Origin of the sequence: Aquabacterium sp. J223, assembly GCF_024666615.1 — a bacterium.
Classification (GTDB): domain Bacteria; phylum Pseudomonadota; class Gammaproteobacteria; order Burkholderiales; family Burkholderiaceae_C; genus J223.
The window spans coordinates 239,013-265,254 of sequence record NZ_CP088297.1; the positions used below are offsets into that span (position 1 = coordinate 239,013).

At 73.4% G+C, this 26,242-nt stretch carries 25 protein-coding genes and 2 pseudogenes; 16 read left to right on the forward strand and 11 right to left on the reverse strand.

Features of this window, described 5'->3' with window-relative positions; genetic code table 11:
* Nucleotides 1–7: 7 nt before the first annotated feature.
* The 4 genes from LRS07_RS01105 to LRS07_RS01120 form a co-directional block, all read right to left on the reverse strand.
* On the reverse strand, nt 8–946 hold the full coding sequence (locus LRS07_RS01105; protein ID WP_260500207.1) for an ion transporter: 939 nt from the start codon (nt 944–946) through the stop codon (nt 8–10).
* Complete coding sequence (locus LRS07_RS01110) at nt 936–1,397, reverse strand: SixA phosphatase family protein (RefSeq protein WP_260500208.1); 462 nt, start codon at nt 1,395–1,397, stop codon at nt 936–938. Before LRS07_RS01110 ends, LRS07_RS01105 begins: the two co-directional genes overlap by 11 nt.
* 93 nt (nt 1,398–1,490) lie before the next feature.
* Entirely contained in the window at nt 1,491–2,669 is a 1,179-nt protein-coding gene (gene pobA / locus LRS07_RS01115; RefSeq protein WP_260500209.1) for a 4-hydroxybenzoate 3-monooxygenase, read from the reverse strand.
* Nucleotides 2,670–2,701: 32 nt separating this feature from the next.
* Entirely contained in the window at nt 2,702–3,514 is an 813-nt protein-coding gene (locus LRS07_RS01120) for an IclR family transcriptional regulator domain-containing protein (RefSeq protein WP_260500210.1), read from the reverse strand.
* Nucleotides 3,515–3,816: 302 nt separating this feature from the next.
* Here LRS07_RS01120 and LRS07_RS01125 point away from each other — a divergent pair, with 302 nt between their 5' ends.
* The 6 genes from LRS07_RS01125 to LRS07_RS01150 all read left to right on the forward strand — a co-directional run bounded on the left by LRS07_RS01125 (nt 3,817) and on the right by LRS07_RS01150 (nt 10,358).
* Nucleotides 3,817–5,100 (forward strand): cyclic di-GMP phosphodiesterase, encoded by a 1,284-nt coding sequence (locus tag LRS07_RS01125; protein WP_260500211.1) that lies wholly within the window; start codon nt 3,817–3,819, stop codon nt 5,098–5,100.
* A complete protein-coding gene (locus tag LRS07_RS01130; protein ID WP_260500212.1) occupies nt 5,097–7,190 on the forward strand; it encodes a putative bifunctional diguanylate cyclase/phosphodiesterase in 2,094 nt (697 codons plus the stop codon). The genes LRS07_RS01125 and LRS07_RS01130 overlap by 4 nt, the downstream gene beginning before the upstream one ends.
* Before the next feature lie 124 nt (nt 7,191–7,314).
* A complete protein-coding gene (locus LRS07_RS01135) occupies nt 7,315–8,568 on the forward strand; it encodes a class I SAM-dependent methyltransferase (protein WP_260500213.1) in 1,254 nt (417 codons plus the stop codon).
* 15 nt (nt 8,569–8,583) lie between these two features.
* The gene (locus LRS07_RS01140; protein WP_260500214.1) at nt 8,584–8,907 is read left to right on the forward strand and encodes a DUF1840 domain-containing protein; all 324 of its coding nucleotides are present in this window, start codon (nt 8,584–8,586) and stop codon (nt 8,905–8,907) included.
* Nucleotides 8,908–9,061: 154 nt separating this feature from the next.
* Nucleotides 9,062–9,694 (forward strand): YbhB/YbcL family Raf kinase inhibitor-like protein, encoded by a 633-nt coding sequence (locus tag LRS07_RS01145; RefSeq protein ID WP_260500215.1) that lies wholly within the window; start codon nt 9,062–9,064, stop codon nt 9,692–9,694.
* A gap of 4 nt (nt 9,695–9,698) precedes the next feature.
* A complete protein-coding gene (locus LRS07_RS01150) occupies nt 9,699–10,358 on the forward strand; it encodes a histidine phosphatase family protein (RefSeq protein ID WP_260500216.1) in 660 nt (219 codons plus the stop codon).
* Nucleotides 10,359–10,365: 7 nt separating this feature from the next.
* Here LRS07_RS01150 and LRS07_RS01155 read toward each other — a convergent pair whose 3' ends face one another.
* Together LRS07_RS01155 and ruvB are read right to left on the reverse strand one after the other, a co-directional pair.
* Complete coding sequence (locus LRS07_RS01155) at nt 10,366–11,310, reverse strand: LysR family transcriptional regulator (protein ID WP_260500217.1); 945 nt, start codon at nt 11,308–11,310, stop codon at nt 10,366–10,368.
* A 7-nt stretch (nt 11,311–11,317) separates the two neighbouring features.
* Nucleotides 11,318–12,390: pseudogene (gene ruvB / locus LRS07_RS01160) on the reverse strand (Holliday junction branch migration DNA helicase RuvB).
* Nucleotides 12,391–12,444: 54 nt separating this feature from the next.
* Between ruvB and LRS07_RS01165 the strand changes: the two are divergent.
* The 4 genes from LRS07_RS01165 to LRS07_RS01180 all read left to right on the forward strand — a co-directional run bounded on the left by LRS07_RS01165 (nt 12,445) and on the right by LRS07_RS01180 (nt 16,356).
* On the forward strand, nt 12,445–12,861 hold the full coding sequence (locus LRS07_RS01165; protein WP_260500218.1) for a hypothetical protein: 417 nt from the start codon (nt 12,445–12,447) through the stop codon (nt 12,859–12,861).
* 107 nt (nt 12,862–12,968) lie between these two features.
* The gene (locus LRS07_RS01170; protein WP_260500219.1) at nt 12,969–15,305 is read left to right on the forward strand and encodes a TonB-dependent receptor; all 2,337 of its coding nucleotides are present in this window, start codon (nt 12,969–12,971) and stop codon (nt 15,303–15,305) included.
* 11 nt (nt 15,306–15,316) lie between these two features.
* Complete coding sequence (locus tag LRS07_RS01175) at nt 15,317–15,832, forward strand: YcnI family protein (protein ID WP_260500220.1); 516 nt, start codon at nt 15,317–15,319, stop codon at nt 15,830–15,832.
* Nucleotides 15,833–15,846: 14 nt separating this feature from the next.
* A complete protein-coding gene (locus LRS07_RS01180) occupies nt 15,847–16,356 on the forward strand; it encodes a copper chaperone PCu(A)C (RefSeq protein ID WP_260500221.1) in 510 nt (169 codons plus the stop codon).
* Nucleotides 16,357–16,368: 12 nt separating this feature from the next.
* Here the strand turns inward: LRS07_RS01180 and ruvA are convergent.
* The 3 genes and pseudogenes from ruvA to LRS07_RS01195 all read right to left on the reverse strand — a co-directional run bounded on the left by ruvA (nt 16,369) and on the right by LRS07_RS01195 (nt 19,671).
* Nucleotides 16,369–16,940, reverse strand: a pseudogene (gene ruvA / locus LRS07_RS01185) (Holliday junction branch migration protein RuvA).
* A 43-nt stretch (nt 16,941–16,983) separates the two neighbouring features.
* The gene (locus LRS07_RS01190) at nt 16,984–17,631 is read right to left on the reverse strand and encodes a response regulator (RefSeq protein WP_260500222.1); all 648 of its coding nucleotides are present in this window, start codon (nt 17,629–17,631) and stop codon (nt 16,984–16,986) included.
* A gap of 63 nt (nt 17,632–17,694) precedes the next feature.
* Nucleotides 17,695–19,671 carry a sensor histidine kinase gene (locus LRS07_RS01195; protein WP_260500223.1) on the reverse strand — a complete coding sequence of 659 codons (1,977 nt, stop codon included), beginning with the start codon at nt 19,669–19,671 and terminating at the stop codon, nt 17,695–17,697.
* 125 nt (nt 19,672–19,796) lie between these two features.
* Here LRS07_RS01195 and LRS07_RS01200 point away from each other — a divergent pair, with 125 nt between their 5' ends.
* The gene (locus LRS07_RS01200) at nt 19,797–20,786 is read left to right on the forward strand and encodes a PhoH family protein (RefSeq protein ID WP_260500224.1); all 990 of its coding nucleotides are present in this window, start codon (nt 19,797–19,799) and stop codon (nt 20,784–20,786) included.
* Nucleotides 20,783–21,277, forward strand: a complete 495-nt coding sequence (ybeY, locus tag LRS07_RS01205; protein WP_260500225.1) for an rRNA maturation RNase YbeY — start codon at nt 20,783–20,785, stop codon at nt 21,275–21,277. Before LRS07_RS01200 ends, ybeY begins: the two co-directional genes overlap by 4 nt.
* Here the strand turns inward: ybeY and LRS07_RS01210 are convergent.
* Together LRS07_RS01210 and hemB are read right to left on the reverse strand one after the other, a co-directional pair.
* Nucleotides 21,250–22,311 carry a magnesium transporter CorA family protein gene (locus LRS07_RS01210; protein WP_260500226.1) on the reverse strand — a complete coding sequence of 354 codons (1,062 nt, stop codon included), beginning with the start codon at nt 22,309–22,311 and terminating at the stop codon, nt 21,250–21,252. The genes ybeY and LRS07_RS01210 overlap by 28 nt on opposite strands.
* 12 nt (nt 22,312–22,323) lie before the next feature.
* On the reverse strand, nt 22,324–23,331 hold the full coding sequence (gene hemB / locus LRS07_RS01215) for a porphobilinogen synthase (RefSeq protein WP_260500227.1): 1,008 nt from the start codon (nt 23,329–23,331) through the stop codon (nt 22,324–22,326).
* Nucleotides 23,332–23,574: 243 nt separating this feature from the next.
* Here hemB and LRS07_RS01220 point away from each other — a divergent pair, with 243 nt between their 5' ends.
* The 4 genes from LRS07_RS01220 to LRS07_RS01235 all read left to right on the forward strand — a co-directional run bounded on the left by LRS07_RS01220 (nt 23,575) and on the right by LRS07_RS01235 (nt 26,227).
* Complete coding sequence (locus LRS07_RS01220; RefSeq protein WP_260500228.1) at nt 23,575–24,012, forward strand: CopD family protein; 438 nt, start codon at nt 23,575–23,577, stop codon at nt 24,010–24,012.
* Nucleotides 24,013–24,076: 64 nt separating this feature from the next.
* A complete protein-coding gene (locus LRS07_RS01225; protein ID WP_260500229.1) occupies nt 24,077–25,240 on the forward strand; it encodes a VanZ family protein in 1,164 nt (387 codons plus the stop codon).
* 28 nt (nt 25,241–25,268) lie between these two features.
* A complete protein-coding gene (locus LRS07_RS01230; RefSeq protein ID WP_260500230.1) occupies nt 25,269–25,595 on the forward strand; it encodes a (2Fe-2S) ferredoxin domain-containing protein in 327 nt (108 codons plus the stop codon).
* Between the two features lie 20 nt (nt 25,596–25,615).
* Nucleotides 25,616–26,227, forward strand: a complete 612-nt coding sequence (locus tag LRS07_RS01235; RefSeq protein WP_260500231.1) for an alpha/beta hydrolase — start codon at nt 25,616–25,618, stop codon at nt 26,225–26,227.
* The last annotated feature ends 15 nt before the right edge of the window (nt 26,228–26,242 follow it).

Below are 26,242 nucleotides of genomic sequence, written 5' to 3' on the forward strand. Positions count from 1 at the left end.
CAAGCGATCACGCCGTGCGGCGGCCGAAGGCCGGCAGCCGGGCGCCGCACTGGTGGCAGTGGCGGGCGGTGTCGGTGGCGGCGGCGGTGTCGCACGCCGGGCAGCGGCGGGCCCGGCTGTTGTGGCGGCGTGCCAGCGTCATCTCCGCGGTGACGATGCCGGTGGGCACCGCCAGCACGCCCCAGCCGAGCAGCATCATCACCGAGGCGATCAGCCGGCCGACCTCGGTCTTCGGCGTGATGTCGCCGTAGCCGACGGTGGTCATCGTCGTCACCGCCCAGTACATCGCCATCGGGATGCTGGTGAAGCCGTTGGCCGGCCCCTCCAGCACGTGCATCACGGTGCCCATCACGAGCACCACCATCAGCACGAAGGACAGGAACACCGCGATCTTGCGCGCGCTCGCCCGCAGCGCCTCGGCCAGCATCGCCGTCTCGCTGAGGAAGGCGGTGAGCCGGAAGATGCGGAACACGCGCAGCAGCCGCAGCACGCGCACGTCGATCAACAGGTGCGCCTCGGGCACCACCGCGGCCAGGTAGGTGGGCAGCAGGGCCAGCAGGTCGATGACGCCGTAGAAGCTGGTGACGTAGCGCAGCGGCCGCTGCACGCTGGCCAGCCGCGCCAGGTACTCCAGCGTGAAGAGCGCGGTGAACCCCCACTCCGCCGCGGCCAGCAGCCGGCCGTGGCGCTGCGCCAGCGGCTGCACGCTGTCGACCATCACCACCGCGATGCTGGCGAGGATGGCGACGATGACGGCGATGTCGAAGGCCAGCCCGGCCCGCGTGTCGGCCTCGAAGATGACGGTGTGCAGCCGCCGTCGCCAGCCTGCCGGCGGGCAGCCGAAGCGCTCGCTGTCGCTGGCCAGCGGCGGCCGCGGGCGGTCGTCGGCGAAGCGGGTCAGGCCCTTGCGGCGCAGGACGGGCCGCTCGCCCGCCTCAAGGGGCATCGGGCCCGCGCACGGCGAGCAGCCGGGCGGCCGGTCCCGCGCCGGGCGGCTCGCGGCGCAGCCACCACACCGCGCCCTTGTCGACCTCCCAGTACTGCGCCTGGCCGCCGAGCAGGGTGGCCGCGACCCGGCCCAGGGTGGGCTGGTGGCCGACCACCACCACCGTGCGGCCGGCGTTCGGCCAGCGCGCGGCCTGCAGCACCGCGTCCACCGCCGCGTCCGGCGCCAGCGCCTGCACGGTGTCGTAGGGGCGGCCGAGCGCCTGCACGGTCTGCTGGGTGCGGCGCGCCGGGCTGGCGATCAGGCGGGCGTCGGCGGGCAGCCGTTCGGCCAGCCAGTCGGCCATCAGCCGGGCCTGGCGCTCGCCGCGCTCGGTCAGGGCCCGCGACAGGTCGTCCTGTCCGGGTCGGGCATCGTGCGCCTCGGCATGGCGCCAGAGCAGAAGGTCCATGGCATCACATCGGCAAAAAGGGGGCCGGCACGTGCCGGCCCGGGCGCCGATGCTAGCCGCGGGCCGCGCCGTGTCGGCGTGCGGCCCCGGCGTTCACAAGGGAAGGCCGACGTAGTTCTCGGCCACCACCTTCTGCATGGCCTCCGACTGGCACAGGTAGTCCAGCTCGGCGGTCTGCATCTTGAAACCGAACTCGCCGTTCTCCGGGAAGCGGTGCATGAGCGAGGTGAACCACCAGGAGAAGCGCTCGGCCTTCCACACCCGGCGCAGGCAGCGCGCCGAGTAGCCGTCGATGCCCGCGGGGTCGCCGCGGTAGTAGGCCTGCAACGCCTCGGCCAGCATGCCGACGTCGCCGGCGGCCAGGTTCAGGCCCTTGGCGCCGGTGGGCGGCACGATGTGGGCCGAGTCGCCGGCGAGGAACAGCCGGCCGAAGCGCATCGGCTCGGCGACGAAGCTGCGCAGCGGCGCGATGCTCTTCTCGAAGGACGGGCCGGTGATCAGCCGCTCGGCCACGTGGGGCGGCAGCCGGCGCTTGAACTCGGCCCAGAAGGCGTCGTCGGGCCACTGCTCGACCTTGTCGTCCAGCGAGCACTGCACGTAGCAGCGCACGCGGGTGCTGGAGCGCATGCTGGACAGCGCGAAGCCACGCTCGCTGTTGGCGTAGATCAGCTCGTGCTCCACCGGCGGCACGTCGGCCAGGATGCCCAGCCAGCCGAAGGGGTAGACACGTTCGTAGGTCTTGAGCACGTCCTGCGGCACGCTGGCCCGGCAGACGCCGTGGTAGCCGTCGCAGCCGGCGATGAAGTCGGCGCGCACCTCGTGCGGCCGGCCGTCCAGCGTGAAGGTGACACGCGGCGACGTGCCGTCGAGGTCGTGCACCGCCACGTCGCCCGCCTCGTAGACGGTGACCAGGCCCTCGGCCCGGCGGGCGTCCATCAGGTCGCGGGTGACCTCGGTCTGGCCGTAGACGGTGACGTGCTTGCCGGTCAGCGCCTTCAGGTCGATGCGCTGCATGCGGTCGCCGAAGCTGAGGTTCACGCCGTCGTGCGGCAGCCCTTCGGCGTGCAGCCGGTCGGCAACGCCGGCCTGCTCCAGCAGGTCCACGGTCACCTGCTCCAGCACCCCGGCGCGGATGCGGCCGAGCACGTAGTCGGCGCTGCGCTGCTCGATGACCACGGTGTCGATGCCCGCCTTGTGGAGCAGCTGCCCGAGCAGCAGGCCGGACGGGCCGGCGCCGACGATGGCGACCTGGGTGCGTTGCGGAATGGTCATGCGGATCTCCTCTGGGTCTGGAAGGTCGGGGGTCACAGCAGCTGGCGCAGCCGTGCCTGGGCCAGCTGCAGCGGCGGCAGCGCGCTGGCGAGCAGGTCGTCCATGGTCATGCGGGCGGCGTGCACGCTGATGTTCAGCGCCGCCGCCACCTCGCCGCGGTGGTCGATGAGCGGCACCGACACCGTGCGCAGGCCGAGCTCCAGCTCCTGGTCGACGCAGGCGTGGCCGTCGGCGCGCGCCCGGGCGACCGCGGCGGCCAGCCGCGCGGGGTCGGTGCAGGTGAAGGGCGTGAGCGACTGCAGCCGCTGGCGGGCCACCCACGCTTCCACCTCGGCCTGCGGCCGCCCGGCCAGCAGCACCCGTCCGTTGGAGGTGCAGTAGGCCGGCACCCGGGTGCCGGGCTGCAGGGTGGCGGAGACGTTGCGCCCACCGTTGGTGGCGGCGATGCACAGCACGTCGTTGCCGTCCAGCACGCCGGCCGACGACGCCTCCTTCAGCGTCAGCGACAGCTGGTGCAGCTCGGGCTGCACGATGCGCGGCAGCCGGGCCGAGTGCATGTAGCTCTGCGACAGCCGCAGCACCTTCGCGGTGAGGGCGAACATCTTGCGGTCCTGGCTGACGAAGCCGAGGTGCTGCAGCGTGATCAGGTAGCGCCGGGCGGCGGCACGGGTCAGGCCGGTGCGGTCCGCCACCTCGGCGATGGTCAGCCGCGGCCGCTCCTGGTCGAAGGCCTCGATCACCGCCAGGCCCTTCTCCAGCCCGGCCACCCGGTCGCGCTGCAGCGGCGCTGCGGCCGCGCCGGCGTCCGCGGCGGGCGGGGAGTGGGGGTCGTCGGCCAGGGCCATGGGGCGTGGGGCGGGCGGTCGCGGGAGGCGGGGGTTGGGCGGGGGATGGAAGGCAGGGCGGGCCCGAGCGGCACCGTCACCCTCACGGTGATGGCAATTTAGCGACGCCCCGGCATTCGGTCATCGCAGGAAACGCAGCAATCGTTCGCTATTCGCACACTTGTGGGCGGGGACAGGGGGCTCGCGGGGGCGCCGACCGCGCCCGTGGCGACCCGCGGCCGGGGCGCCGGCTCAAGTCCCTGCCCCGGCTGCCGAAGATGGCGAGGTCGGCTCTCCCTCGGGGCCGGGACACCGCCCACACCATGAGCGTCACCATCGACGTCAGCGACCTGCGCATCGGCATGTTCATCCACCTCGACCTGAGCTGGATGTCGCATCCCTTCCCGCTGGGCAGCTTCAAGATCAGCACCGAGGAGCAGATCGCCACCATCCGCTCGCTGGGGCTCAAGCGCCTGCGCTGGAGCCCGGAAAAGAGCGACCTGCCCGCGCCGGTGCAGGCCGTGGTCGACCAGGCCGCCGAGGTGCTGACCGCGCCGGCCTTCACCGAAGCTGAGGAGGCCGCCCAGGCCGAGGCCCGCGCCCGCCGCGAGGCGCTGGCCGCGCAGCGCGAGGCGCAGGCGCAGTGCGAGCGCCAGTACGGCGAGGCTAGCCGCGCCTGGAAGCAGATGGCCGACCTGGTGCCGCGCGAGCCGGCCGCCGCCCGCGAGCAGGCGCAGGCGCTGAGCCGCGCCCTGCTCGACAAGATGCTCGGCGAACGCGAGCTGTGCGTGCGCCTGCTGACCGAAGGCGCCGGCGAACGCGCCACCGCGCATGCGCTGAACGTCGGCGTGGTGGCCATGCTGATGGGCAAGCTCTTCGCGCTGACCGAGGAGGAGATGCTCGACCTGGGCACCGGCGCGCTGCTGCACGACATCGGCAAGCTCGACATCCCCGACCGGCTGCGCCATTCTGACCCGCACCACACCGCGGCCGAGCAGTCGGTGTACCGCGAGCACGTGGCGCTGGGCGTCGCACACGGCAAGAAGATGGGGCTGACGCCCGGCGCGCTGCTGGTCATCGGCCAGCACCACGAGCAGGCCGACGGCACCGGCTTCCCGCTCAAGCTGAACATCGACCGCATGTCGGCGGCGGCGCGCATCGTGTCGCTGGTCAACCGCTACGACAACCTCTGCAACCCGCACGCCATCGGCCACTCGCTGACGCCGCACGAGGCGCTGTCGCTGATGTTCAGCCAGGGCCAGAAGAAGTTCGACGCCACCATGCTCAACGCCTTCATCCGCATGATGGGCGTCTACCCGCCGGGCTCGGTGGTGCAGCTCACCGACGACCGCTACGCGATGGTGGTGACGGTCAACTCCAGCCGGCCGCTGAAGCCGCGCGTGCTGGTGCACGACGCCAAGGTGCCGCGCGACGAGGCCCTGCTGCTCGACCTGGAAACCCAGACCGCGCTCGGCATCCGCCGCAGCCTGAAGGCCGCCCAGCTGCCCGCCGCCGCCCGCGACTACCTGCAGCCCGGCTCGCGCATCGCCTACTTCTTCGAGCCGCACCAGCCGGTGCGCGAACCCGAGGAAGCGCCGGCGCCATGACGGCCCAGGTGCCGGCGCTCGCGGCACAGGCGGCCTCGCGCTCGCTGCTGCAGACCGTGCTGGACGCGCTGCACGAAGCGGCCTGGGTCGTCGAGGGCGCCAGCCGCCGCGTGCTGCTGGCCAACGCGCAGGCGCTGGCCCTGCTCGGCCGCGACGCCGGCGAGGTCATCGGCGCCGACACGCTGGCGCTGCTGGCCACGCCGGAGGACCTGGCGTTCTGGGACGAAGCGGCCGCCGGCCACGGCGCACCGCCCTCGTTGTCCTCGCACACCCGGCTGCAGCGCGCCGACGGTGCGGCGCTGGCGTTGGCGCGCCGCATCACCCCGCTGACGGGCTTCGGCGCCGGCCCGCTGTTCCTGGTCACCGTCACCGACCTCACCGCCGCCCGGGCGGCTGCCGACGAGCGCGAGCTGCTGCTGGCCGAACTGCGCGCCACGCTGGAATCGACGGTCGACGGCATCCTGGTGTGCGACCTGGCCGGCCGCATCCGCGCCTTCAACCGCAACTTCGCCCGCCTGTGGTCGCTGCCCGAGGCGCTGCTGCAGCAGGGCGAGGACCGTGCGGTGTTCGACTGGATGCGGCGCAGCGTCGCCGACGCCGACGCCTACGAACGCCGCCTGGCCACGCTGCGCGACGCGGCGCTGGTGCAGGCCACCGACCGGCTCACCCTGCTGTCGGGCGCGGTGATCGAGCGCGTGGCCGCGCCGCAGCTGGTGCAGGGCCGGCCGGTGGGCCGGGTCTACGCCTTCCGCGACCTGTCGGACCAGATCGCCACCGGCCAGCGCATCGAGCGGCTGGCCAGCACCGACGCGCTGACCGGCCTGGCCAACCGCGGCCACTTCACCACCCTGCTGCAGGAGGCGCTCTCGCACGGCCCGCACGGCCCGCGGCCGCTGGCGCTGCTCGTGCTCGACCTCGACCGCTTCCGCCAGCTCAACGACAGCCTCGGGCCGGCCGAGGGCGACCGCGTGCTGCGCCAGCTCGGCCAGCTGCTGGCGCGCTGCCTGCGGCAGGGCGACGTCGTGGCCCGGGTGGGCGGCGACCAGTTCGCGCTGCTGATCCACGATGCCGACGGCGCCGGCGCGGAGGCCGGTGCCCGGCGGCTGATGGACGCGATCACCGCGCCCTTCACCATCGCCGGCCGCACGGTGACGCTGACCTGCAGCATCGGCATCGCCCTGCACCCGAAGGACGGCCGCGCGCCGGCCGAGCTGCTGCGCCACGCGGAGGCGGCCATGCTGCAGGCCAAGCAGGCGGGGCGCGCCGGCTGGCGCTTCCATCGCCACGAGGCGCGGGCGCTGACGCATTCGGCGCTCGACCTCGACCAGGCCATGCGCCGCGGCCTGGCCGGCGACGAATTCCGGCTGCACTACCAGCCGCAGGTGCGGCTGGCCGACGACCAGGTGGTGGGCGTCGAGGCGCTGCTGCGCTGGCACGACCGCCGGCTGGGGCCGGTGTCCCCCGCCACCTTCATCCCGGTGGCCGAGGACTCGGGCTTCATCCTCACCCTCGGCGACTGGGTGCTGCAGGAGGCGGTGCGCCAGGCGGCCGACTGGCTGCGGCGCGGCCTGCGCATGCCGGTGGCGGTCAACGTGGCGGCGCTGCAGTTCGCGCAGCCGGGCTTCGCCGACCGGGTGGCGCAGGTGCTGCACCAGCACGCGCTGCCGGCGGCGCTGCTGGAGCTGGAGCTCACCGAGTCCGGCCTCGTCGGCGAGACCGGCGAGGCGCTGCCGCGGCTGCAGGCCCTGGCCGACCTGGGCGTGCGGCTGGCCATCGACGACTTCGGCACCGGCTACTCCAACCTCGGCTACCTGAAGCGGCTGCCGATCCAGAAGCTGAAGATCGACCGCGGCTTCGTGCGTGGCCTGCCGGCCGACGGCAGCGACGCCGGCATCGTCAGCGCGGTGCTGCAGATGGCGCGCGCGCTGCACCTGCGGGTGGTGGCCGAAGGCGTCGAGACGGCGGCCCAGCGCGACTTCCTGGCGCGCGCCGGCTGCGACCACTACCAGGGCTTCCTGCACGCGCCGGCGCTGCCGGCCGAGCAGATCGAGCAGCGCCTGCTGCCCGCGACCGCGCTGCAACGCGCCTGAGCCCCGCCGCCCCGGGGTGGCCGGCCCGGCCGGCTGCTCGTTTGCCGTGGGCGATTTATCCTAGAGGCGGCGTCGGACTTCCCGGGGGAGGCGGTCCGAGTGCGAACGTCACTGGGGGAAGCGCATGAACCCGATCGAGTCCATCGTCCAGGAGAAGCTGTCAGCGGTCGAACGGCCGCTGGCGCTGGTGCTGCCCGGCGGCAAGCGCCTCGGCCCCGCCGACGCGGCCGTCTGCGTCGAGCTGAAGGAGATGGGCCCGCTGGCCCACCTCGCGGCCAGCCAGGTCGGCAAGCTGGCCGAGGACTACGTCGAGGGCCGGCTGGTGCTGCACGGCACGCTGCGCGACACCATGGACGTGGCCGCCTCGCTGATCGGCGGGGACCCCACGCATGCGACCGTGCAGCGCGGCGTGCGCGGCTGGTGGCAGGCGCTGCAGCGGCTGCGCGACTCCGGCCGCCACCACACCACCGAGGCCGACGCCCGGCAGATCCAGTTCCACTACGACGTCTCCGACGATTTCTACGCGCTGTGGCTGGACCCGCGGCGCGTCTACTCCTGCGCCTACTACCGCGAGCCGACGATGACGCTGGCGCAGGCGCAGGAGGCCAAGCTGGACCACATCTGCCGCAAGCTGATGCTGCGCGAGGGCGAGCGCTTCCTCGACATCGGCGCCGGCTGGGGCGGGCTGCTGATGTGGGCGGCCGAGCACTACGGCGTGCACGCCACCGGCATCACGCTGTCGAAGAACCAGCACGCGCACGTCAACCGGCTGATCCAGGACAAGGGGCTGCAGGGCCGGGTGCAGATGCAGCTGCTGGACTACCGGCACCTGAGCGAAGACCAGCCCTGGGACAAGATCGCCTCGGTGGGCATGTTCGAACACGTGGGCAAGGCGCTGCTGCCGACCTACTTCGAAAAGCTGCGCCGGCTGCTCAAGCCCGGCGGGCTGCTGATGAACCACGGCATCACCGCCGGCGGCACGCGCAACCACCAGCTCGGCGCCGGCATGGGCGACTTCATCGAGCGCTACATCTTCCCCGGCGGCGAGCTGGAGCACATCTCGCACGTGCTGGAGGTGATGAGCGAGACCGGCTGGGAAGCCACCGACGTCGAGAACCTGCGCCCGCACTACGCCCGCACCTGCTGGGCCTGGTCGGACAACCTGGAGGCGCAGCTGCAGCGGGCGGCGGGCATCGTGCCGGACAAGGTGCTGCGCGCCTACCGGCTCTACCTGGCCGGGTGCGGCATGTGCTTCGAGCGCGGCTGGATCTCGCTGCACCAGGTGCTGGCCACCCGGCCCAGCGGCGACACCCAGGGCAGCGCGCTGCCCGGCGCGCAGTCGGTCTACCCCTTCAACCGCGAGTACATCTACCGCTGAGCGGCGGCCCCCACCATGCTGTACAAGTTCAAGACCCGAAACGCCGGCGACGTCATCATGACCGGCCCGCACGGCGACCACGTGCTGGAGCTGCTGGGCCGGCCGCCCGCGGCGAGCGGCATCTTCGAGGCGGCCCACCTGCCGTCGTTGGTCGAACGGCTGCAACAGGCGGTGGTCGCCGAGGAAGCCGAGCGCGAGCGCCTCGAGCGGGAGGCGGCCGAGCGCGGCGAGAAGCCGCCGCGCGGCGAGGCCGTCGCCCTGCGCCAGCGGGTGTGGCCGCTGGTGGAGATGATGAAGCGCGCCGCCGCCCGGGACGAGGACATCGTCTGGGGACTTTGATGTGGCCCCCCGGCCGTCTGGCGGCCGCCCGCCGAGCGGGCTACCCAAAAGGACCGGGGGACCCGGATCCGTTCGGGCGCGCTAATCTGCAGCCCGCCGCTGGCCGCCTGCGGCCGCCTGTCCCCACGGGGGCACCCACCGCAAGGACCTTGCAATGATTCTTACGACCACCAGCTGGCCCGACGGCCAGACCATTCCCGCGCGCCACGCCGCCGGCCGGCCCGATGGCGACGGCGTCGGCTTTTCCGACAACCTGAACCCCCAGCTGGCGTGGACCGGCGTGCCGGCGGGCACGAAGTCGCTGGTGCTGGTCTGCCATGACCCCGACGTGCCCAGCCGCGGCGACGACGTCAACCAGCCCGACCGCGAGGTGCCGGCCGACCTGCCGCGCGTCGACTTCTTCCACTGGGTGCTGGTCGACCTGCCGCCGACGGTGAACGAGATCGCCGAGGGCGAGTTCAGCCGCGGCTTCACCGCCCGCGGCAAGCAGGGCCCGGCGACGCTGCACGGCGCCCGCCACGGCCTGAACGACTACACCGGCTGGTTCGCCGGCAACGCCGACATGGCCGGCGACTACTTCGGCTACGACGGCCCGTTCCCGCCCTTCAACGACAGCCTGCTGCACCACTACGTCTTCACGCTGTACGCGGTGGACGTGGCGCGGCTGCCGGTCGAAGGCCGCTTCACCGGCGCGCAGGTGCGGCAGGCGCTGCAAGGCCATGTGCTGGCCGAGGCCCGCCTCAGCGGCACCTACACGCTGAACCGTCGCCTGCGCGGCCAGGGCTGAGCGCGTGGACAGCGCCACCCGCGTGCTGCTGGTGCGGCACGGCGAGACGGCCTGGAACGTCGACAGCCGCATCCAGGGCCAGCTCGACGTCGGACTCAACGAACGCGGCCGCTGGCAGGCGGTGCGGCTGGCGCAGGCGGTGGCCGACGAGCCGCTGGACGCCATCTACGCCAGCCCGCTGTCGCGCGCCTTCGCCACCGCCGAGGCGGTGGCCGGCGGCCGCGGCCTGGCGGTGGTGCCCGACCCCGCCCTGATGGAACGCCACTTCGGCGACTTCCAGGGCATGACCTTCGTCGAGATCGAGCAGCGCTGGCCGGACCTGGCCCTGCGCTGGCGCCAGCGCGACCCCGACTTCGGGCCTGCCGGCGGCGAGACGCTGGCCGCGTTCTACGGTCGCAGCGTGGCCGCGGTCGGCGCCATCGCGGCGCGCCACCGCGGCCAGTCGATCGCGGTGGTGGCGCACGGCGGCGTGCTCGACTGCCTGTACCGCGCCGCGGCCCGGCTGGACCTGCAGGCCACGCGCACCTGGCGCCTCGGCAACGCCAGCATCAACCGGCTGCTGCACAGCGACGAAGGCTTCAGCCTGGTCGGCTGGGACGACGAACGTCACCTGGCCGAGGCGCCGCGCGACGAGATCGACGACCGGGTCGGCCCGGCGGCCTGAAGCCGGCTCAGCCCCGCGCCGGGCTGGCCTTCAGCCAGGGGTCGGCCTCCTCGCCGCCGTAGGCCTGCACCAGCCAGTCGACCAGCACCCGGATGCGCAGCGGCAGGTAGCGCCGCGTCGGCAGCCCGGCCCAGACACCGACCGACGGCTGCCGCCAGCCCGACAGCACCCACTGCAGCTGGCCCGACGCCAGGGCCGGCGCGGCGACGTAGGACGGCAGGTTGGCGATGCCGGCACCGGCCACCGCGGACGCCAGCACCACGTCGGCGTGGTGCACCCGCAGCCGGCCGGTCAGGGTGACCATCACCGGTGGCCCGCCGCCGTCGCGGCGCTCGAAGCGCCATTCGCGCGGCACGCCGGCCAGCACCGGCACCACCGATTCGTGCCGCTGCAGGTCGTCGGGATGGCGCGGCGGCCCGGCCGGGTGCGACGCCAGGTACTGCGGGCTGGCGCAGGCCACGATCTCGGTGCTGGCCAGCCGCCGGGCGACGAAGTCGGCCTGCGGCGGCAGCGGTCCGACCAGGATGGTCAGGTCGAACTCGTCCTCGGGCGTGGTGAGCAGGCTGCCGAAGGCGTGCAGGTCCACCACCACCTTCGGATAGCGCTGCAGGAAGCCGCGCAGCACCGGCGCCAGCGCATGCGCCGCGAACGACGCGCCGGTGGCCAGGCGGATGGTGCCGGCCAGCTCGGTGCCGGCGTCGCGGGCCACGTTCTCCGCCTCCTCAATGCGGTCGAGCACGTCCTGCACCCGCTGCAGGTAGTCGGCGCCGGCCTCGGTCAGCGCCAGCCGGCGGGTGGTGCGGTTGATCAGCCGTGCGCCCAGGTGCTGCTCCAGGTCGGCGACCAGGCGGGTGACCACGGCCGGCGACAGGCCCATGTCGCGGGCGGCGGCGGCGAAGCTGCCCAGCTCGACCACGCGGGCGAACACCCGCATCGAATGCAGCCGGTCCACGCGGCGGTCAGGCGCCGTTGAAGAGGTCGGCCGCGCCGCCCGGCCCGCCCCGCGGCGGCGCCACCCCGAGGTGCCGGAAGGCCGACAGCGTGGCGACGCGGCCGCGCGGCGTGCGCTGCAGGTAGCCCTGCTGGATGAGGTACGGCTCGATCACGTCCTCGATGGTGCCGGACTCCTCGCCGATGGCGGCGGCCAGGTTGTCCAGGCCCACCGGCCCGCCGTCGAAGCGGTGCACGATGGCCTCCAGCAGCTTGCGGTCCATCAGGTCGAAGCCCTGCGGGTCGACGTCTAGCATGGCCAGCGCCTTGTCGGCGATGGCGGCGGTGATGGTGCCGTCGCCCTTCACCTCGGCGTAGTCGCGCACCCGGCGCAGCAGCCGGTTGGCGATGCGCGGCGTGCCGCGCGAGCGGCGCGCGATCTCGGCCGCGCCGTCGCCCTCGATCGGCGCCTTCAGCAGCGCCGACGACCGCCGCACGATGGTGGTCAGCTCGTCGGCGGTGTAGAACTCGAGCCGGGCGACGATGCCGAAGCGGTCGCGCAGCGGATTGGTCAACATGCCGGCGCGGGTGGTGGCGCCGACCAGCGTGAACGGCTGCAGCTCGAGCTTGATCGAGCGCGCGGCCGGGCCATCGCCGATCATGATGTCGATCTGGTAGTCCTCCAGCGCGGGGTACAGGATCTCCTCGACGACCGGGCTCAGCCGGTGGATCTCGTCGATGAAGAGCACGTCGTTCTTCTCCAGGCTGGTCAGGATGGCGGCCAGGTCCTTGGGTTTCTCCAGCACCGGGCCGGAGGTCTGGCGCAGGTTGACGCCCAGCTCGGTGGCGATGATGTGGCTGAGCGTGGTCTTGCCCAGGCCCGGCGGGCCGAACAGCAGCACATGGTCCAGCGCCTCGGCCCGGCCGCGCGCCGCACCGATGAAGATCTCCAGCTGCTCGCGCACCCGCGCCTGGCCGACGTAGTCGCGCAGCGACTTCGGCCGCACGCGCGCTCCAGCGCCTCTTCCTGCGGCGAGGCCGCGTCGGCCCGCACCACGCGCGGCCGCGAAGGTGCCGAGAAATCGTCGGTCTGGATGGCCATGGCGCCGATTATCGGCGGCGGCCCTCTCGAGACCGCCGGCACAATCGCCGCCACATGACCGCCCTGCTGCCCACGCTGCGACACCGGCGCGCCCTGCGCCTCGGGGCTGCGGCATGGGTGGTGCTGGCGCTGCTGCTCAAGGCGGCGCTGCCGCTGCTGGCCAGCCAGGCGGCCGGCCTGCAGGGCAAGGCCACCGTCGAGGTGTGCACCGCCTACGGCGTGGCCACGGTGGCGCTGCCCGGCGACGGCCCGTCGGCGCCGGCCGACCATGGCGCCGCGCACGTCGCCGGCGAGCACTGCGCCGCCGGCGCCGTGCTGGCATCGCTGCCGCCGGCGGTCCACGCCGCCCTCTGGCCGGCGACAGCGGCCGTCGATCGCTGGACGACGCCCGCCCGCCAGGCGCCGCCGCCGGACGACGCCGACGCGCGCTGGCGCGCCGGCCTGCTGCGCTCGCCACCGCTTCCCGTCTGACGCCTGCGCGCCCGGCACGTCCGGCGCGCCATCGCCGCATGGCCGCCCGGCGGCCATGCCGCCGCGCCGCGGCGCGGCCCGCTTCAGACCCTGGAAGAGCCCCTGTCGTGAACCGCTGCACCCCGACGGCCCTGGCCGCCGCCCTGTCCTGCCTCGTCACCGGCCTGGCCAGCGCCCAGGCCGGCCCGGCCGCCGCCCCCGCCTCTGAAGACGCCGACGCACCGCGGCGCGACGGCGGCGTGGTCGTCATCCGCGCCCCGCGCGCCGGCACGCTGCCGACCGCGCTGCCGGCCACGATCGAAGGCCTGTCGCGGCAGGACATCGAGACCCGCGGGCGCGCCGCCGACGCCGAGGACGTGCTCAAGTACCTGCCCAGCCTGCTGGTGCGCAAGCGCTACGACGGCGACCACAACCACGCCATCCTCTCCAGCCGCGCCTCGGGCACCGGCAACAGCGCGCGCTCGATGGTCTACGCCGACGGCATCCTGCTGTCGAACCTGCTCGGCAACGGTGTCGGGGGGCTGAGCTTCCCGCCGCGCTGGGGCCTGGTGGCGCCGGAGGAGATCGAACGGGTGGACGTGCTGTACGGCCCGTTCTCCGCCGCCTTTCCCGGCAACTCGGTGGGCGCGGTGGTGGATTACGTGACCCGCATGCCCAGCCGCTTCGAGGTCCACGCCAAGGCGGGCTACAGCACGCAGCCGTCGTTCGACCTGTACGGCACGCAGGGCCGCTTCCGCTCGTGGCAGGTGAGCACCGCGGTGGGCGACCGCGCCGGCCCGTGGTCGTGGTGGCTAAGCGCGCAGCGCAGCGACAGCCACGGCCAGCCGCTGACCTTCGCCAACCGGGTGGTCGGCGGAGCGCCCAGCCCCTTGGGCACGCCGGTCACCGGCGCGGTGGCCGACCTCAACAGCGCCGGCCAGCCGTGGTGGATCCTCGGCAGCGGCACCGAATACACCAGCCGGCAGGAGCAGTTCAAGGCCAAGCTGGCGCACGACCTGAGCCCCACGCTGCGCGCGGCCTACACGCTGGGCGTCTGGCGCAACGAGGTGCAGGGCCGCTCGGCGTCGTACCTGCGCGATGCCGCGGGCAACGTGGTCAGCGGCGGCGCGATCAACATCGGCGGCCGCGCCTACACCCTCAACGGCGGTGACTTCCCGTCGACCGACGAGCGGCTCACCCACCTGATGCACGGGCTGTCGATCAAGTCGAACACCCGCGGCACGTGGGACTGGCAGGTGGCGGCCAGCCAGTACCGCTACGTCACCGACACCAAGCGGCAGACCGGCGCCACCCTGCCCGCCGGCACGCTGGCCGACGGCGGCGGCACCGGCTGGCACACGCTGGACCTGCGCGGCACCTGGCGGCCCGACGGCGTCGACGGCGCGCACACCGTGGACGTGGGCCTGCAGCGCCATGCCCACACCCTGCGCTACCCGACCTATGCGCTGGGCGACTGGTCCGCCGACGCGCCCGCCGGCGTCAACTCCGAGGTGGGCGGCCACACCCGGCTGGACAGCCTGTGGGCGCAGGACGCGTGGCGCTTCAGGCCCGACTGGAAGGCCGTGCTGGGCCTGCGCGCGGAGGCCTGGCGCGCGCAGGGCGGCACCCAGATCCTCAACGTCAGCCCGGCCGTGCAGCAGGCCGGCCAGCGCCGCGAACACCACCTCAGCCCCAAGGCCGCGCTGTCCTGGCAGGTGCGCGACAGCACGGTGCTCAAGGCCGCGCTCGGCCGCGCGGTGCGCCTGCCGACGGTGGCCGAGCTGTACGGCGCCACCGGCACCACCAACGCGCAGTACATCAACGATGCCAACCTGCGGCCCGAGCGCAGCTGGACCGGCGAAGTCGGCGCCGAGCAGGACCTGGGCAACGGCCTGCTGCGCCTGACCGCCTTCGCCGAGGACACCCGCGACGCGCTGTACTCGCAGACCACCGTGCTCGCCACCGGCAGCGGCAACACCAACGTCACCCGGGTGCAGAACGTCGGCCGCATCGCCACCACCGGCGTCGAAGCCGCCTACCAGGGCCGCAACGTCGGCTGGCGCGGGCTCGACCTGGCGGGCAGCCTGACCTTCGCCGACAGCGAGATCAAGGAGAACGCCGGCTTCGTCGCCACGCCCGGCGACACGATCGGCAAGCGCCAGCCCAACATCCCGCGCTGGCGCGCCACCGCGCTGGCGAGCTGGCGTTTCGCGCCGGCCTGGACCGCCACGCTGGCCGCGCGCCACAGCGGCCGGCAGTACCGAACGCTCAACAACGCCGACGTCAACGGCCACACCTACATGGGCGTCAGCCGCTACCTCACGGTCGACGCCCGGCTGCACTGGAAGATCGACCCGCGGTGGACCGCCGCCTTCGGCGTCGACAACCTGAACAACGCCACCTACTGGAACTTCCACCCCTACCCGCAGCGCACGTTCAATGCCGAGCTGCGCTACGACCTGTGAGACCCGCCGCCATGCCGACACTCCGATCCCTGTTCGCGGCGCTGCTGGCGGCCCTGGCCGGCCCCGCCGTCGCCCACGTCACGCTGGAGCCGGCGCAGGCCGCCGCCGGCGGCACGCACAAGCTGAGCTTCCGCGTCACCCATGGCTGCGACGGCAGCGCCACGACGGCCGTCGTGCTGCGCCTGCCGCCCGGCCTGCAGGGCGCCAAGCCGATGCCCAAGCCCGGCTGGTCGCTGCAGACGACACGCCGGCCGCTGGCCCAGGCGCAGGAACGCCACGGCCGCCGCATCACCGACGAACTGGCCGAGGTGCGCTGGTCCGGCGGACCGCTGCCGGACGCGCACGTCGACGAGTTCAGCATCGTCGCCACGCTGCCGGCCGGCGGCCCGGCGCCGCTCGCCTTCCCGCTGACCCAGGAATGCGAGCAGGGCCGCCTGGACTGGCAGGATGCGCCCGGCTCGCGCGCCCCGGCGCCGGTGCTGCGCCTGCAGGCACCGGCCGGCCCCGCCCCTCACCATCCGCACTGAAGGAGCCGCCTCCGATGAACCCGATCACCCTGACCGCCTTGCGCGCCGCCCTCGCCGCCCTGGTCCTCGCCGCCGCCGGCGGTGTCGCCGCGCAGTCCTCCGCCGTCAGCGCCGAGCGCGGCTGGACCCGGCCCACCGTCGCCGGCCAGCCGGCCGCCGGCGGCTACCTGGTGCTGCAGAACAAGGGCGGTGCCGACCGCGTGGTGGCGGCGTCCTCGCCGGTGGCGCAGCGGGTGGAGCTGCACACCATGACGCTGGACAACGACATCATGCGCATGCGCCAGCTCGACGCCATCGACCTGCCCGCCGGGCAGACGGTGGAGCTCAGGCCCGGTGGCCTGCACCTGATGGTGTTCGGCCTGAAGGCTCCGCTGAAGACGGGCGAACGCCTGCCGCTGGTGCTGACGCTGGAGAAGGGCGGCGAGCTGCGCACCGAGCTGGCGGTGCGGCCGACGCCGCCCGGCGGCCCGGCGCCCGCGGAGCACGGCACGCATGGCGCGCACGGCGGCGCGCACAAGCACTGAGCCGGCGCCGCCTCAGCGCGACAGCGCCTTCAGCGCCTGCCGGATGCCCTCGGCCACGCCGACGTCCGGCGGCAATGCCTTCAGCGCCGCCTGCGTCTCGCGTTCGTTGTAGCCCAGCGCCAGCAGCGCCTGCACGATGTCGGCCTGGGCGTCGCTGGCGACGGTGGCGGGGCGGCCGAGGTCCGGGCCGAGCTTGCCCTTGAGCTCCAGCAGCAGCCGGTCGGCGGTCTTCTTGCCGATGCCCGGCACCTTCTGCAGCCGCCCCCCTCCTGCAGGCTCACCGCCTGAGCCAGGTCGGCCACCGACAGGCCGGACAGCACGCCGAGCGCGGTGCGCGGGCCGATGCCGGCGATCTTCAGCAGCAGGCGGAAGGTGTGGCGCTCCTCGTGGGTGAGGAAGCCGTAGAGCAGCTGCGCGTCCTCGCGCACCACGAAGTGCGTGAGCAGCGTCACCTTCTCGCCCAGCGCGGGCAGCGCGTAGAACGTGCTCATCGGCACGTCGACCTCGTAGCCGACGCCGCCGACGTCGAGCAGCAGCTGGGGCGGTGCCTTCTCGGCGAGCACGCCGGTGAGTCGTCCGATCATCCGGCGATTGTGGCCGCCGTGCGGCGGCCGGGGACTCCGACGTTCAGCGGCGGAACAGGCCGAGGCGCTGCGCTTCCAGCGCCGCTTCGGCGCGGGAGCTCACGTTGAGCTTGCGGTAGATCTGCTTGACGTAGTCGGCGATGGTGTGGCGCGACAGGTTGAGCTGCACGCCGATCTCCGGCAGGGTGAAGCCCTTGGCCACACGCAGCAGCACCTCGCTCTCGCGCTCGGTGAGCTGCACATGCGGCAGCGCGTTGGCCTGCGGCCTCGCCTGTGCGGCGAAGTAGGCGATGACACGGCGGGCGATCGACGGCGACAGCGGCGGCTCGCCCTGGCTGATGCGCTGCAGCTGCTCGGTCAGCAGCTCGCGCGCCTGTTCCTTCAGCAGGTAGCCGAAGGCGCCGGCCTGCAGCGCGGGGAACAGGTGCTCGTCGTCGTCGTGGATGGTGACGACCACCGACTGCGCCTCGGGCTGGCTTTCGCGCAGCCGGGCCACCACGTCGACACCGGAGCCGTCGGGCAGGCCGAGGTCGATCAGCGCCAGGTCGAACTTCAGCGCCGAGACCAGTTCGAGCGCGTCGTGCACGCGTGCGCTCTCGGAGATCTGGGCATTGGGGAACACCTGCATGACCAACGCCTTCAGCCAGGTGCGGATCTCAGGCAGGTCTTCGAGCAGCAGGACGTGCTTCATGGGGCACCTCGCGGAAGGGAGTTTCCGATCGTAACGCCCTGCCTTCGCCGCAGGACGACCGGGTCAGAGCGGAAGCGTGAGCCGTATCACGGTTCCATAGCCTGGGCCGCTTTCGACCAGGCACTGGCCCTGCATCTGCTTGGCCCGCTGCTTCATGCTCGACATGCCGTGGCCGCGGTCGAGCCGGCCATCGAGCTCCATCGGGATGCCCTTGCCGTTGTCCTGGATCAGCAGCAGGAAATGGTCGGCCTCGACCTGGCAGGTCAGCGCGCAGTGGGAGGCGCCGCTGTGCTTGATGATGTTGCTCACCGCCTCGCGCAGGATGCGGGTGGTCTGCACGTAGGTGCGCGCCGGCAGGGTGTGGGCGATGTCCTCGGTGGGCGAGCTCCAGTTCGATTCGATGCCGGCCTGGCCCAGCCGGGACACCACCTCGGCGCGCCAGTCGCCGAGCGCGTCGATCAGGCGCATGGGCTTGCCGGTGAGGCCGCGCACCGACAGCCGCATCTCCTCCAGTGCCTCTCGCGCCAGCGTCGAGATGCGCTCGGAGTCGCTGGTGTGGATGATGGTCAGCAGCTTGGCCCCGAGGTCGTCGTGCAGGTCGGCGGCGATGCGCTTGCGCTCGCGCTCGGTGACCTGCTCGACCCGCAGCTCGGCCAGCTGGCCGAAGTTGCGCTCGATCTCCAGCGTGGCCTGGTGGATGCGCTGCTCCAGCGACAGCCGGCCGCGCTCGGCCTGCTGCAGCGCCATGCCGTAGTGCGCGATCAGCAGCAGGCCGACGGTGACCAGCACCAGCGGCGTCAGCACCTGGCTCCACGCCGGCGCGCGACCGGTCTGCTGGGACACCAGTTCCAGCGCCATGGCGCAGAGGCCGGCCACGGCGAGGCCGACCAGCGGCCACAGCGCCGAGCGGGCACCGTGCCGGCGCACCCACAGGCAGCAGGCCAGCGCCGCGGTGATCTCGGCGGCCACCAGGGCGTCGGAGACGGAGGCGGCGAGGAACAGCCGGTCCGGCGGCGCCGCCCACAGCACCAGCGGCGTCAGCGCGCACTGGGCGGCCAGCAGCCAGCCGACGCGGCGGTCGGGGCGACCGGCCAGCGTGAGCAGGAACAGCACCGCACCCAGCCCGACCAGCGGCACCAGCGAGGCCAGCAGCACCTCGGCGTGGTGCATCGGCAGCGGCAGGTCGCGCCACCACATGCGGGCGGTCAGCAGGCCCCAGGCCATCGCCATGACGCTGAACCAGGCCAGGTGGCTGGCCGGCCGGTGCAGCCAGCCCAGCAGCAGCACCAGCGCCCCGGTGACCATCAGCGCGGCGCAGGCCACCTCGGGCAGGGTGATGGCCACCGCATGGCGGCGGTCGTGCCACTGCGCCAGGTCGGCGTGCGGGCCGATGACCACCGCCGACAGCCCGCCGGTGCGCAGCTGCGACGCGGCCCGGGCCGGCGGCAGGCCGATCACCTGGATGTCCAGGGTGTTGCCCTGCGCCTGCAGCAGCGCCGACGGCAGGCTCACCAGGCGCGGGTGCGGGCACAGCCGCGACACCGGCTCCTGCAGCCGCCCATGCCGGTGGACCAGGCGGCCGTTGAGCACCACCTGCACGTTGCTGCAGGCGCGCTCGAGGTAGACGCCGGTGAGCTCGTCGCCCTTCAGGGCGGCCGCCGGCAGGTCGAAGTGCAGCCGGTACCACACCGAGCCGCCGGCGCCGAGCCCGTCGTCGGCGAAGCGGTGCGGCAGCGCCACCGTGGACGCCGCGCGGTCGCCCGGAAAGACGGACGACGACGACGCGACCGCCTGCGCATGGTCGTAGCGCAGCGCCTGCCAGGCCGGCGCCTCGGCCGGGCCTTCCGCGCCGCGGCCGGACGACGACAGCCAGCCCAGCACCACCAGCAGCAGCGCGGCGGCGAGCAGCACCGCCACCAGCAGCCCGTCGCTGCGCGCGCGCGCGCCGACGGCCGGCCCTCCCGCGAGGGCGGACGGCGCGCCGGGCTCGGTGGCCGTGACCGGGTCGCCGAGGTCGATCAGGGAGGAGGAGGTGCTCACGGCGGCGATTGTGTCGGCATGTCGCCGGGCGCGGTCCGCGGCGGGCACGCCGGCTGCGCAGGGCGTCACAGCGGCGGCCACCGCCGACGACGCCACAATCCCACCGCACACCGCTGCCCCTGCCCGTGATCCTCCGCCACGCCTTCCTTCCCGCCGACAACCAGCGCCTGGCGCACCTGTGCGGCAGCCTCGACGAGCACCTGCGCCAGACCGAGTCGGCGCTGGGCGTGCGCATCAGCCGCCGCGGCGAGGCGTTCCGCATCGAGGGACCCAAGGCGGCGGCGCAGCAGGCGCTCGACTTCCTGCAGGCCGAGTACCGCCGCGCGCGTCGCCCGCTGTCGGCCGAACAGTTCCAGCTGGCGTTGCAGCAGGCCCAGCGGGCGGCGGCACCGGCGACCACGCCCGCCGCGCCGGTGGACGGTGCGGCCGGGGACGCGCCCATCGTGCTGCAGACCCGGCGCGCCGAGCTGACGGGGCGCACGCCGAACCAGGTGCTGTACCTGCGGCACATCCTCGACCACGACATCACCTTCGGCATCGGCCCGGCCGGCACCGGCAAGACCTTCCTCGCGGTGGCCTGCGCGGTCGACGCGCTGGAGCGCGGCGCGGTGCAGCGCATCATCCTCACCCGGCCGGCAGTCGAGGCGGGCGAGCGACTGGGGTTCCTCCCCGGCGACCTGACGCAGAAGGTCGACCCCTACCTGCGCCCGCTGTACGACGCGCTGTACGACCTGATGGGCTTCGACCGCGTGACCAAGGCCTTCGAGAAGGCGACGCTGGAGATCGCGCCGCTGGCCTTCATGCGCGGCCGCACGCTGAACAACGCCTTCGTCATCCTCGACGAGGCGCAGAACACGACCACCGAGCAAATGAAGATGTTCCTCACGCGCATCGGCTTCGGCAGCAAGTGCGTGGTCACCGGCGACGTGAGCCAGATCGACCTGCCGCGTGGCACGCTGAGCGGCCTGGTCGACGCCGAGCGGGTGCTGCACCGGGTGAACGGCATCGCGATGACCCGCTTCACCGCCGCCGACGTGGTGCGCCACCCGCTGGTGGCACGCATCGTGGAGGCCTACGACGCCGACCGGGCGCGCGGCGAGGGAGCCGCCGCTTGAGCGCAGCGGACCGTCCGGCGCTCGCGTTGTCGCTGCAGTTCGCCGACCCGCGGCACAAGGCGCTGCTCGCTCGCCACCGCATCAATCGCTGGCTGACGGCGGCGCTGGAACGGCCGGCCGAGCTGACGGTGCGCTTCGTCGATGCGGCCGAAGGGCGCGCCCTCAATGCCGGATACCGCCAGCGCGACCACGCCACCAACGTGCTGACCTTCGACTACGAGCAGGCACCGGTGGCCGTCGCCGACCTGGTGCTGTGCACCGAGGTGATCGAGCGCGAAGCGAGCGAACTCGGCATCGCGCTGGCGGACCACTACGCCCACCTGCTGGTGCACGGCGCGCTGCACGCGCAGGGCTGGGACCACGAGGCCGACGACGAGGCGGAGGCGATGGAAGCCCGCGAGACCGCCATCCTGGCGGGCCTGGGCATCGCCGACCCGTACGCCGGCCGCGGCGCGCGGGAGGGTCAGCGCCCCGGGGCGGCGCCCAGGTAGCGCTTGCGCCAGAAGAAGACCCCCAGGCCGACCCCGACGCAGGCCATCAGCCCCGCGGCCACCCAGAAGCCCCGCTCGGCGTGGATGAGCGGCAGCGCGTCGAAGTTCATGCCGAAGATGCCGGTGATCAGGTTGAGCGGCAGGAAGATCGCCGTCAGCACCGTCAGCGTGCGCATGATGTCGTTGGTGCGCCGGCCCACCGCGGAGAAGTGGATCTGCACGGCGGTCTCGATCGAGGTCTCCAGCCGGCGCACATGGCCGAGCACCCGCTCGATGTGCTCCAGCAGGTCGCGCGAGCGCACCCGCAGGTGCTCGCGCTCGCGCTGTTCGGCGACGGCCTCCGGCGACGGCCATTCGCTGAGCGCGTCGATCCACTCCTGCACCGCCGCGCGCTGGTCCTCGCAGCTGTCCTCCAGCACCTGCAGCGCGTCGCGCGCGGCCAGCAGCACCTGCCAGTCCTGGCGCCGCTGGCGCGGGGACAGCAGGGACTGCTGCAGTTCGGCCAGCTCCCGGCTCAACGGCCGGCGCAACTCCAGGTAGCTGTCGACGATGTGGTTGACCATGCGCAGCATCAGGTCGGCGGCGCTCACCGGCAGCCGCGACTGCGAGCGGCTGTCGCCGCCGTCGTCCATCTGGTGCAGGCGCTGCACGAAGTGGTCGCGCACCGCGCAGTCGTCGGGGTGCACGCTGAGCAGCAGGCGGTCGAAGACGGCGAAGCCGACGGCCGCGGTGTCCACCCCGGCCAGCACCGACCCGTCCTCGCCCTGCCGCGCGAGCAGCCGCCGCACGACGAGCAGGTCGTAGGCCGAGGTGTAGTCGAACTGCGAGGGCAGCTGCGGGTTGAGCAGGTCGGCGACGTGCAGGTCGACCAGCGGCGCGCCGGTCACCCTTGCCAGCCAAGCCTGCAGCGGCGCCACCTGCTCCGCGAAGCCCTGGCGGGCGAAGCCGATCCAGAGGAAGCCACGGGTCGGCAGCGCGTCCGGCCAGGTGGGCAGCTCGACCACCCGGTCGCGCTCGATGTAGAGCACCCGCATGCGCGGAGGGGGTCAGTCCTGCAGCTGGCGCAGCCGGCGCGCGGCGTCGAGCGCGAAGTAGGTCAGCACGCCGTCCGCGCCGGCGCGGCGGAAGGCGAGCAGCGACTCCATCATCACCGCGTCGTGGTCCAGCCAGCCGTTGGCGGCGGCGGCCTTGAGCATCGCGTACTCGCCGCTCACCTGGTAGACGAAGGTGGGCATGCGGAACTCGTCCTTCACCCGGCGCACGACGTCCAGGTACGGCATGCCGGGCTTGACCATCACCATGTCGGCGCCTTCGGCGATGTCCAGCGCCACCTCGCGCAGCGCCTCGTCGCCGTTGCCGGGGTCCATCTGGTAGACCTTCTTGTCGGCCTTGCCCAGGTTGCCGGCGGAGCCCACCGCGTCGCGGAAGGGGCCGTAGAAGGCGCTGGCGTACTTGGCGCTGTACGCCATGATCCGGGTGTGGATGGCGCCGCTCGATTCGAGCGCCGCGCGGATCGCGCCGATCCTGCCGTCCATCATGTCGCTGGGCGCGACGATGTCCACGCCGGCGGCCGCCTGCACCAGGGCCTGCTGCGTGAGCACCGACACCGTTTCGTCGTTCAGGATGTAGCCGGTGTCGTCGAGCAGCCCGTCCTGGCCGTGCGAGGTGTAGGGGTCCAGCGCCACGTCGGTCAGCAGCCCGAGCTGCGGAAAGCGCCGCTTCAGCTCGCGCACCGCCCGCGGCACCAGGCCGTCGGCGTTGGCGGCCTCCCGGCCGTCCACGGTCTTCAGCGACGGGTCGATGACCGGGAACAGCGCCATCACCGGCACCCCGAGCGACACGCAGGCCTCGGCCAGCGGCAGCAGGCGGTCCACGCTGAGGCGCTGCACGCCCGGCATGCTGGCCACGTCCTCCGCCCGGCGCTCGCCGTCGAGCACGAAGACCGGCAGGATGAGGTCGCTGGGGTGAAGCCGGTGCTCACGCACCAACGCGCGGCTGAACGCATCGCGGCGCAGGCGCCGGGGACGGCTGACGGGGAAGGCCGGCAACTGCATGCTTGTAATCCTTACGGCACCTTCAACGAATCAAGAAAGCCTTACTCACCTTTTTACATGGCTTTGCTAGACTGGGCGCCGGATGATAGCCACGCGGCGGTCGTCCCCTGCTTTTCCTCCCTGAGCAGGTGCTTGGTTGCCGACGGCAGCCGGGCTTTGTCCACCCCCGGTCGACCGACCGGGTTTTTTTTGCGCGGTCGCCGACCGCGCCGGTGGCCTTGAACGCAACCGGATAATGGCGCGATGAGCGCTTACCCGTGGATCAAGGCCTTCCACCTCGTGTTCGTGGCGGCCTGGTTCGCCATGCTGTTCTACCTGCCGCGCATCTTCGTCAACCTGGCGGCGGTCAGCCCGGACAGCCATGCCGAACGCGAGCGCCTGCTGTTGATGGGCCGCCGGCTGTACCGCTTCGGCGGCCTGCTGATGCTGCCGGCGCTCGCCTTCGGGCTGGTGCTGTGGCTGTGGTTCGGCGTCGGCCGCGGGCCCGGCCAGGGCTGGCTGCACGCCAAGCTGACGCTGGTGGTGCTGACCATCGGCTACCACCACAGCCTGGGCGCGATGCTCAAGCGTTTCGAGCGGCTGGCCAACCAGCGCAGCGAACGCTGGTACCGCGTCTACAACGAGGCGGCCGTGCTGCTGTTCGCGGCCATCGTCGTGCTCGTGGTCGTCAAGCCCTTCTGATGACCGGCGCCCACCGCCGTGCCCGCGCGGCGACGGCCGGACCGCCGACGGCCCCGTCGCGCTGATGCCCGCCCCAGGCGCCGCCACCGGCCCCGACGCCGCCACGGCGCACCGCAGCGCGTCGCTGCCGATGGCGCTGGCCGCGGCGGCGCTGATCGCCTACGCCAGCCTGTACCCGCTCACCGGCTGGACCGGTCGCCCCGGCACCCCGTGGGCCGAGTTGCTGGCGCTGCCCTGGCCGACGCGACGCATCCCCTTCGACGTCTGGGCCAACCTGCTGGGTTATGCGCCGCTCGGGGCGCTGCTGGCCGCCGGGGTGTTGCGCCGCGCCGGGCAGGGCCCGGCCGCGGTGCTGCTGGCCACGCTGATGGCCGCTGCGCTGTCCTACGCGCTGGAGGTGGTGCAGCACTTCCTGCCGCAGCGGGTGCCCTCGTCGCTCGACTGGACGCTGAACACCGCCGGCGCGGCGGCCGGTGGCGCGCTGGCGCGGCTGGTCCAGGCGCTGGGGCTCGGCGACCGCTGGGCGGCCTGGCGCGACCGCTGGTTCGTGCGCGCCAGCGTCGGCGCCCGGGTGCTGCTGATGCTGTGGCCGCTGGCCCTGCTGTCGCCGACGCCGCTGCCGCTGGGCCTGGGCCAGATCGACCAGCCGCTGCGCGAGCTGGCCACCGCCGCCTTCGCCGGCACGCCGTGGGAGGAGGACGTGCTCGACTGGCTGCAGCCGGCGTTCGCCGAACCCGCCGCGCCGCTGTCGCCGGCCGCCGAATGGCTGGCCATCGTGCTCGGCCTGCTGACCCCCTGCCTGCTGGCGCACAGCGCCATGCGGCCCGGCGCGCGCCGGCTGCTGATGGTGGCGCTGCTGACCACCACCGGCTTCGCGATGACGACGCTGTCCACCGCGTTGAACTTCGGCCCGGCGCATGCGCTGGCCTGGATCACCCCGGCCACCGTGCCGGCGCTGGCCGCCGCCGCGGCGCTGGCGGTGGCGCTGGCCTGGACCGGCCGACGCCTGGCCGCCGCGCTGGCGCTGCTGTGCGCCGCCGGGCTGATCGCGCTGACCTCGCAGGCCCCGGCCGACGCCTACTTCGCGCAAAGCCTGCAGGCCTGGCAGCAGGGCCGCTTCATCCGCTTCCACGGCCTGACGCGCTGGATCGCCTGGGCCTGGCCCTGCGTGGCGCTGGTGTGGCTGCTGGTGCGCCTGGGCGCGCGCGACCCCGACCGGGGGCGGTAGCCCCTCGGCCGGTGCCTACAATTCGTCGATGAGTTACTTCAAGCACCACGTCTTCTTCTGCCTGAACGAACGCGAGGGTGGCGAGGCGTCCTGTGCACCCCGCGGCGCCAAGGCCGCCTTCGACCACTGCAAGGCGAAGGTCAAGGCCGCCGGCCTGGCCGGGCCGGGCGGCGTGCGGGTCAACAAGGCCGGCTGCATGGACCGCTGCGCTGGCGGCCCGGTGGCCGTGGTCTACCCGGAAGGCACCTGGTACACCTATGTGGACCGCGACGACATCGACGAGATCGTCGAGTCGCACCTGAAGAACGGGCGCCCGGTGGAGCGCCTGCTGCTGGCGCCGGACATCGGCCGCTGACCTCACGCTCGACGCCCTCGATGAACTCGCAGACCCGGCGACTGTCGCTGGCGGGTCCCGCCGGCCCGCTGGCGTGCGCCATCGACGAGCCGGCCGCCGCGCCGGTGGGCGTGGCGGTGCTGTGCCACCCCCACCCGCTGTTCGGCGGCACGATGGACAACAAGGTGGTGCAGACGCTGGCCCGGGCCTTCGTGCAGCTGGGCTACCGCGCCGTGCGCTTCAACTTCCGCGGCATCGACGGTTCGGGTGGCGCCTGGGACGAGGGCCGCGGCGAGGTCGACGACGCGCTGGCCGTCATCGCCGCGCAGCGGGCGCCCAACCTGCCGCTGGCGCTCGGCGGCTTCTCCTTCGGCGGTTACGTCGCCTCGCAGGCGGCGGCCCGGCTGCCGGCGGACCAGGCCGCCGAACGGCTGGTGCTCGTCGGGCCCGCCACCGCCAAGTTCGAGGTGGCCGGCGTCCCGGCCGACACGCTGGTCATCCACGGCGAGCAGGACGAGGTGGTGCCGCTCGCCGCCACGCTGGACTGGGCCCGCCCGCAGGCGCTGCCGGTGATCGTCGTGCCCGGCGTCGGCCATTTCTTCCACGGGCAGCTGCCGCTGCTCAAATCGCTGGTCGTGCGCCACTGGCGCTGACGCCCGACGCCCCCA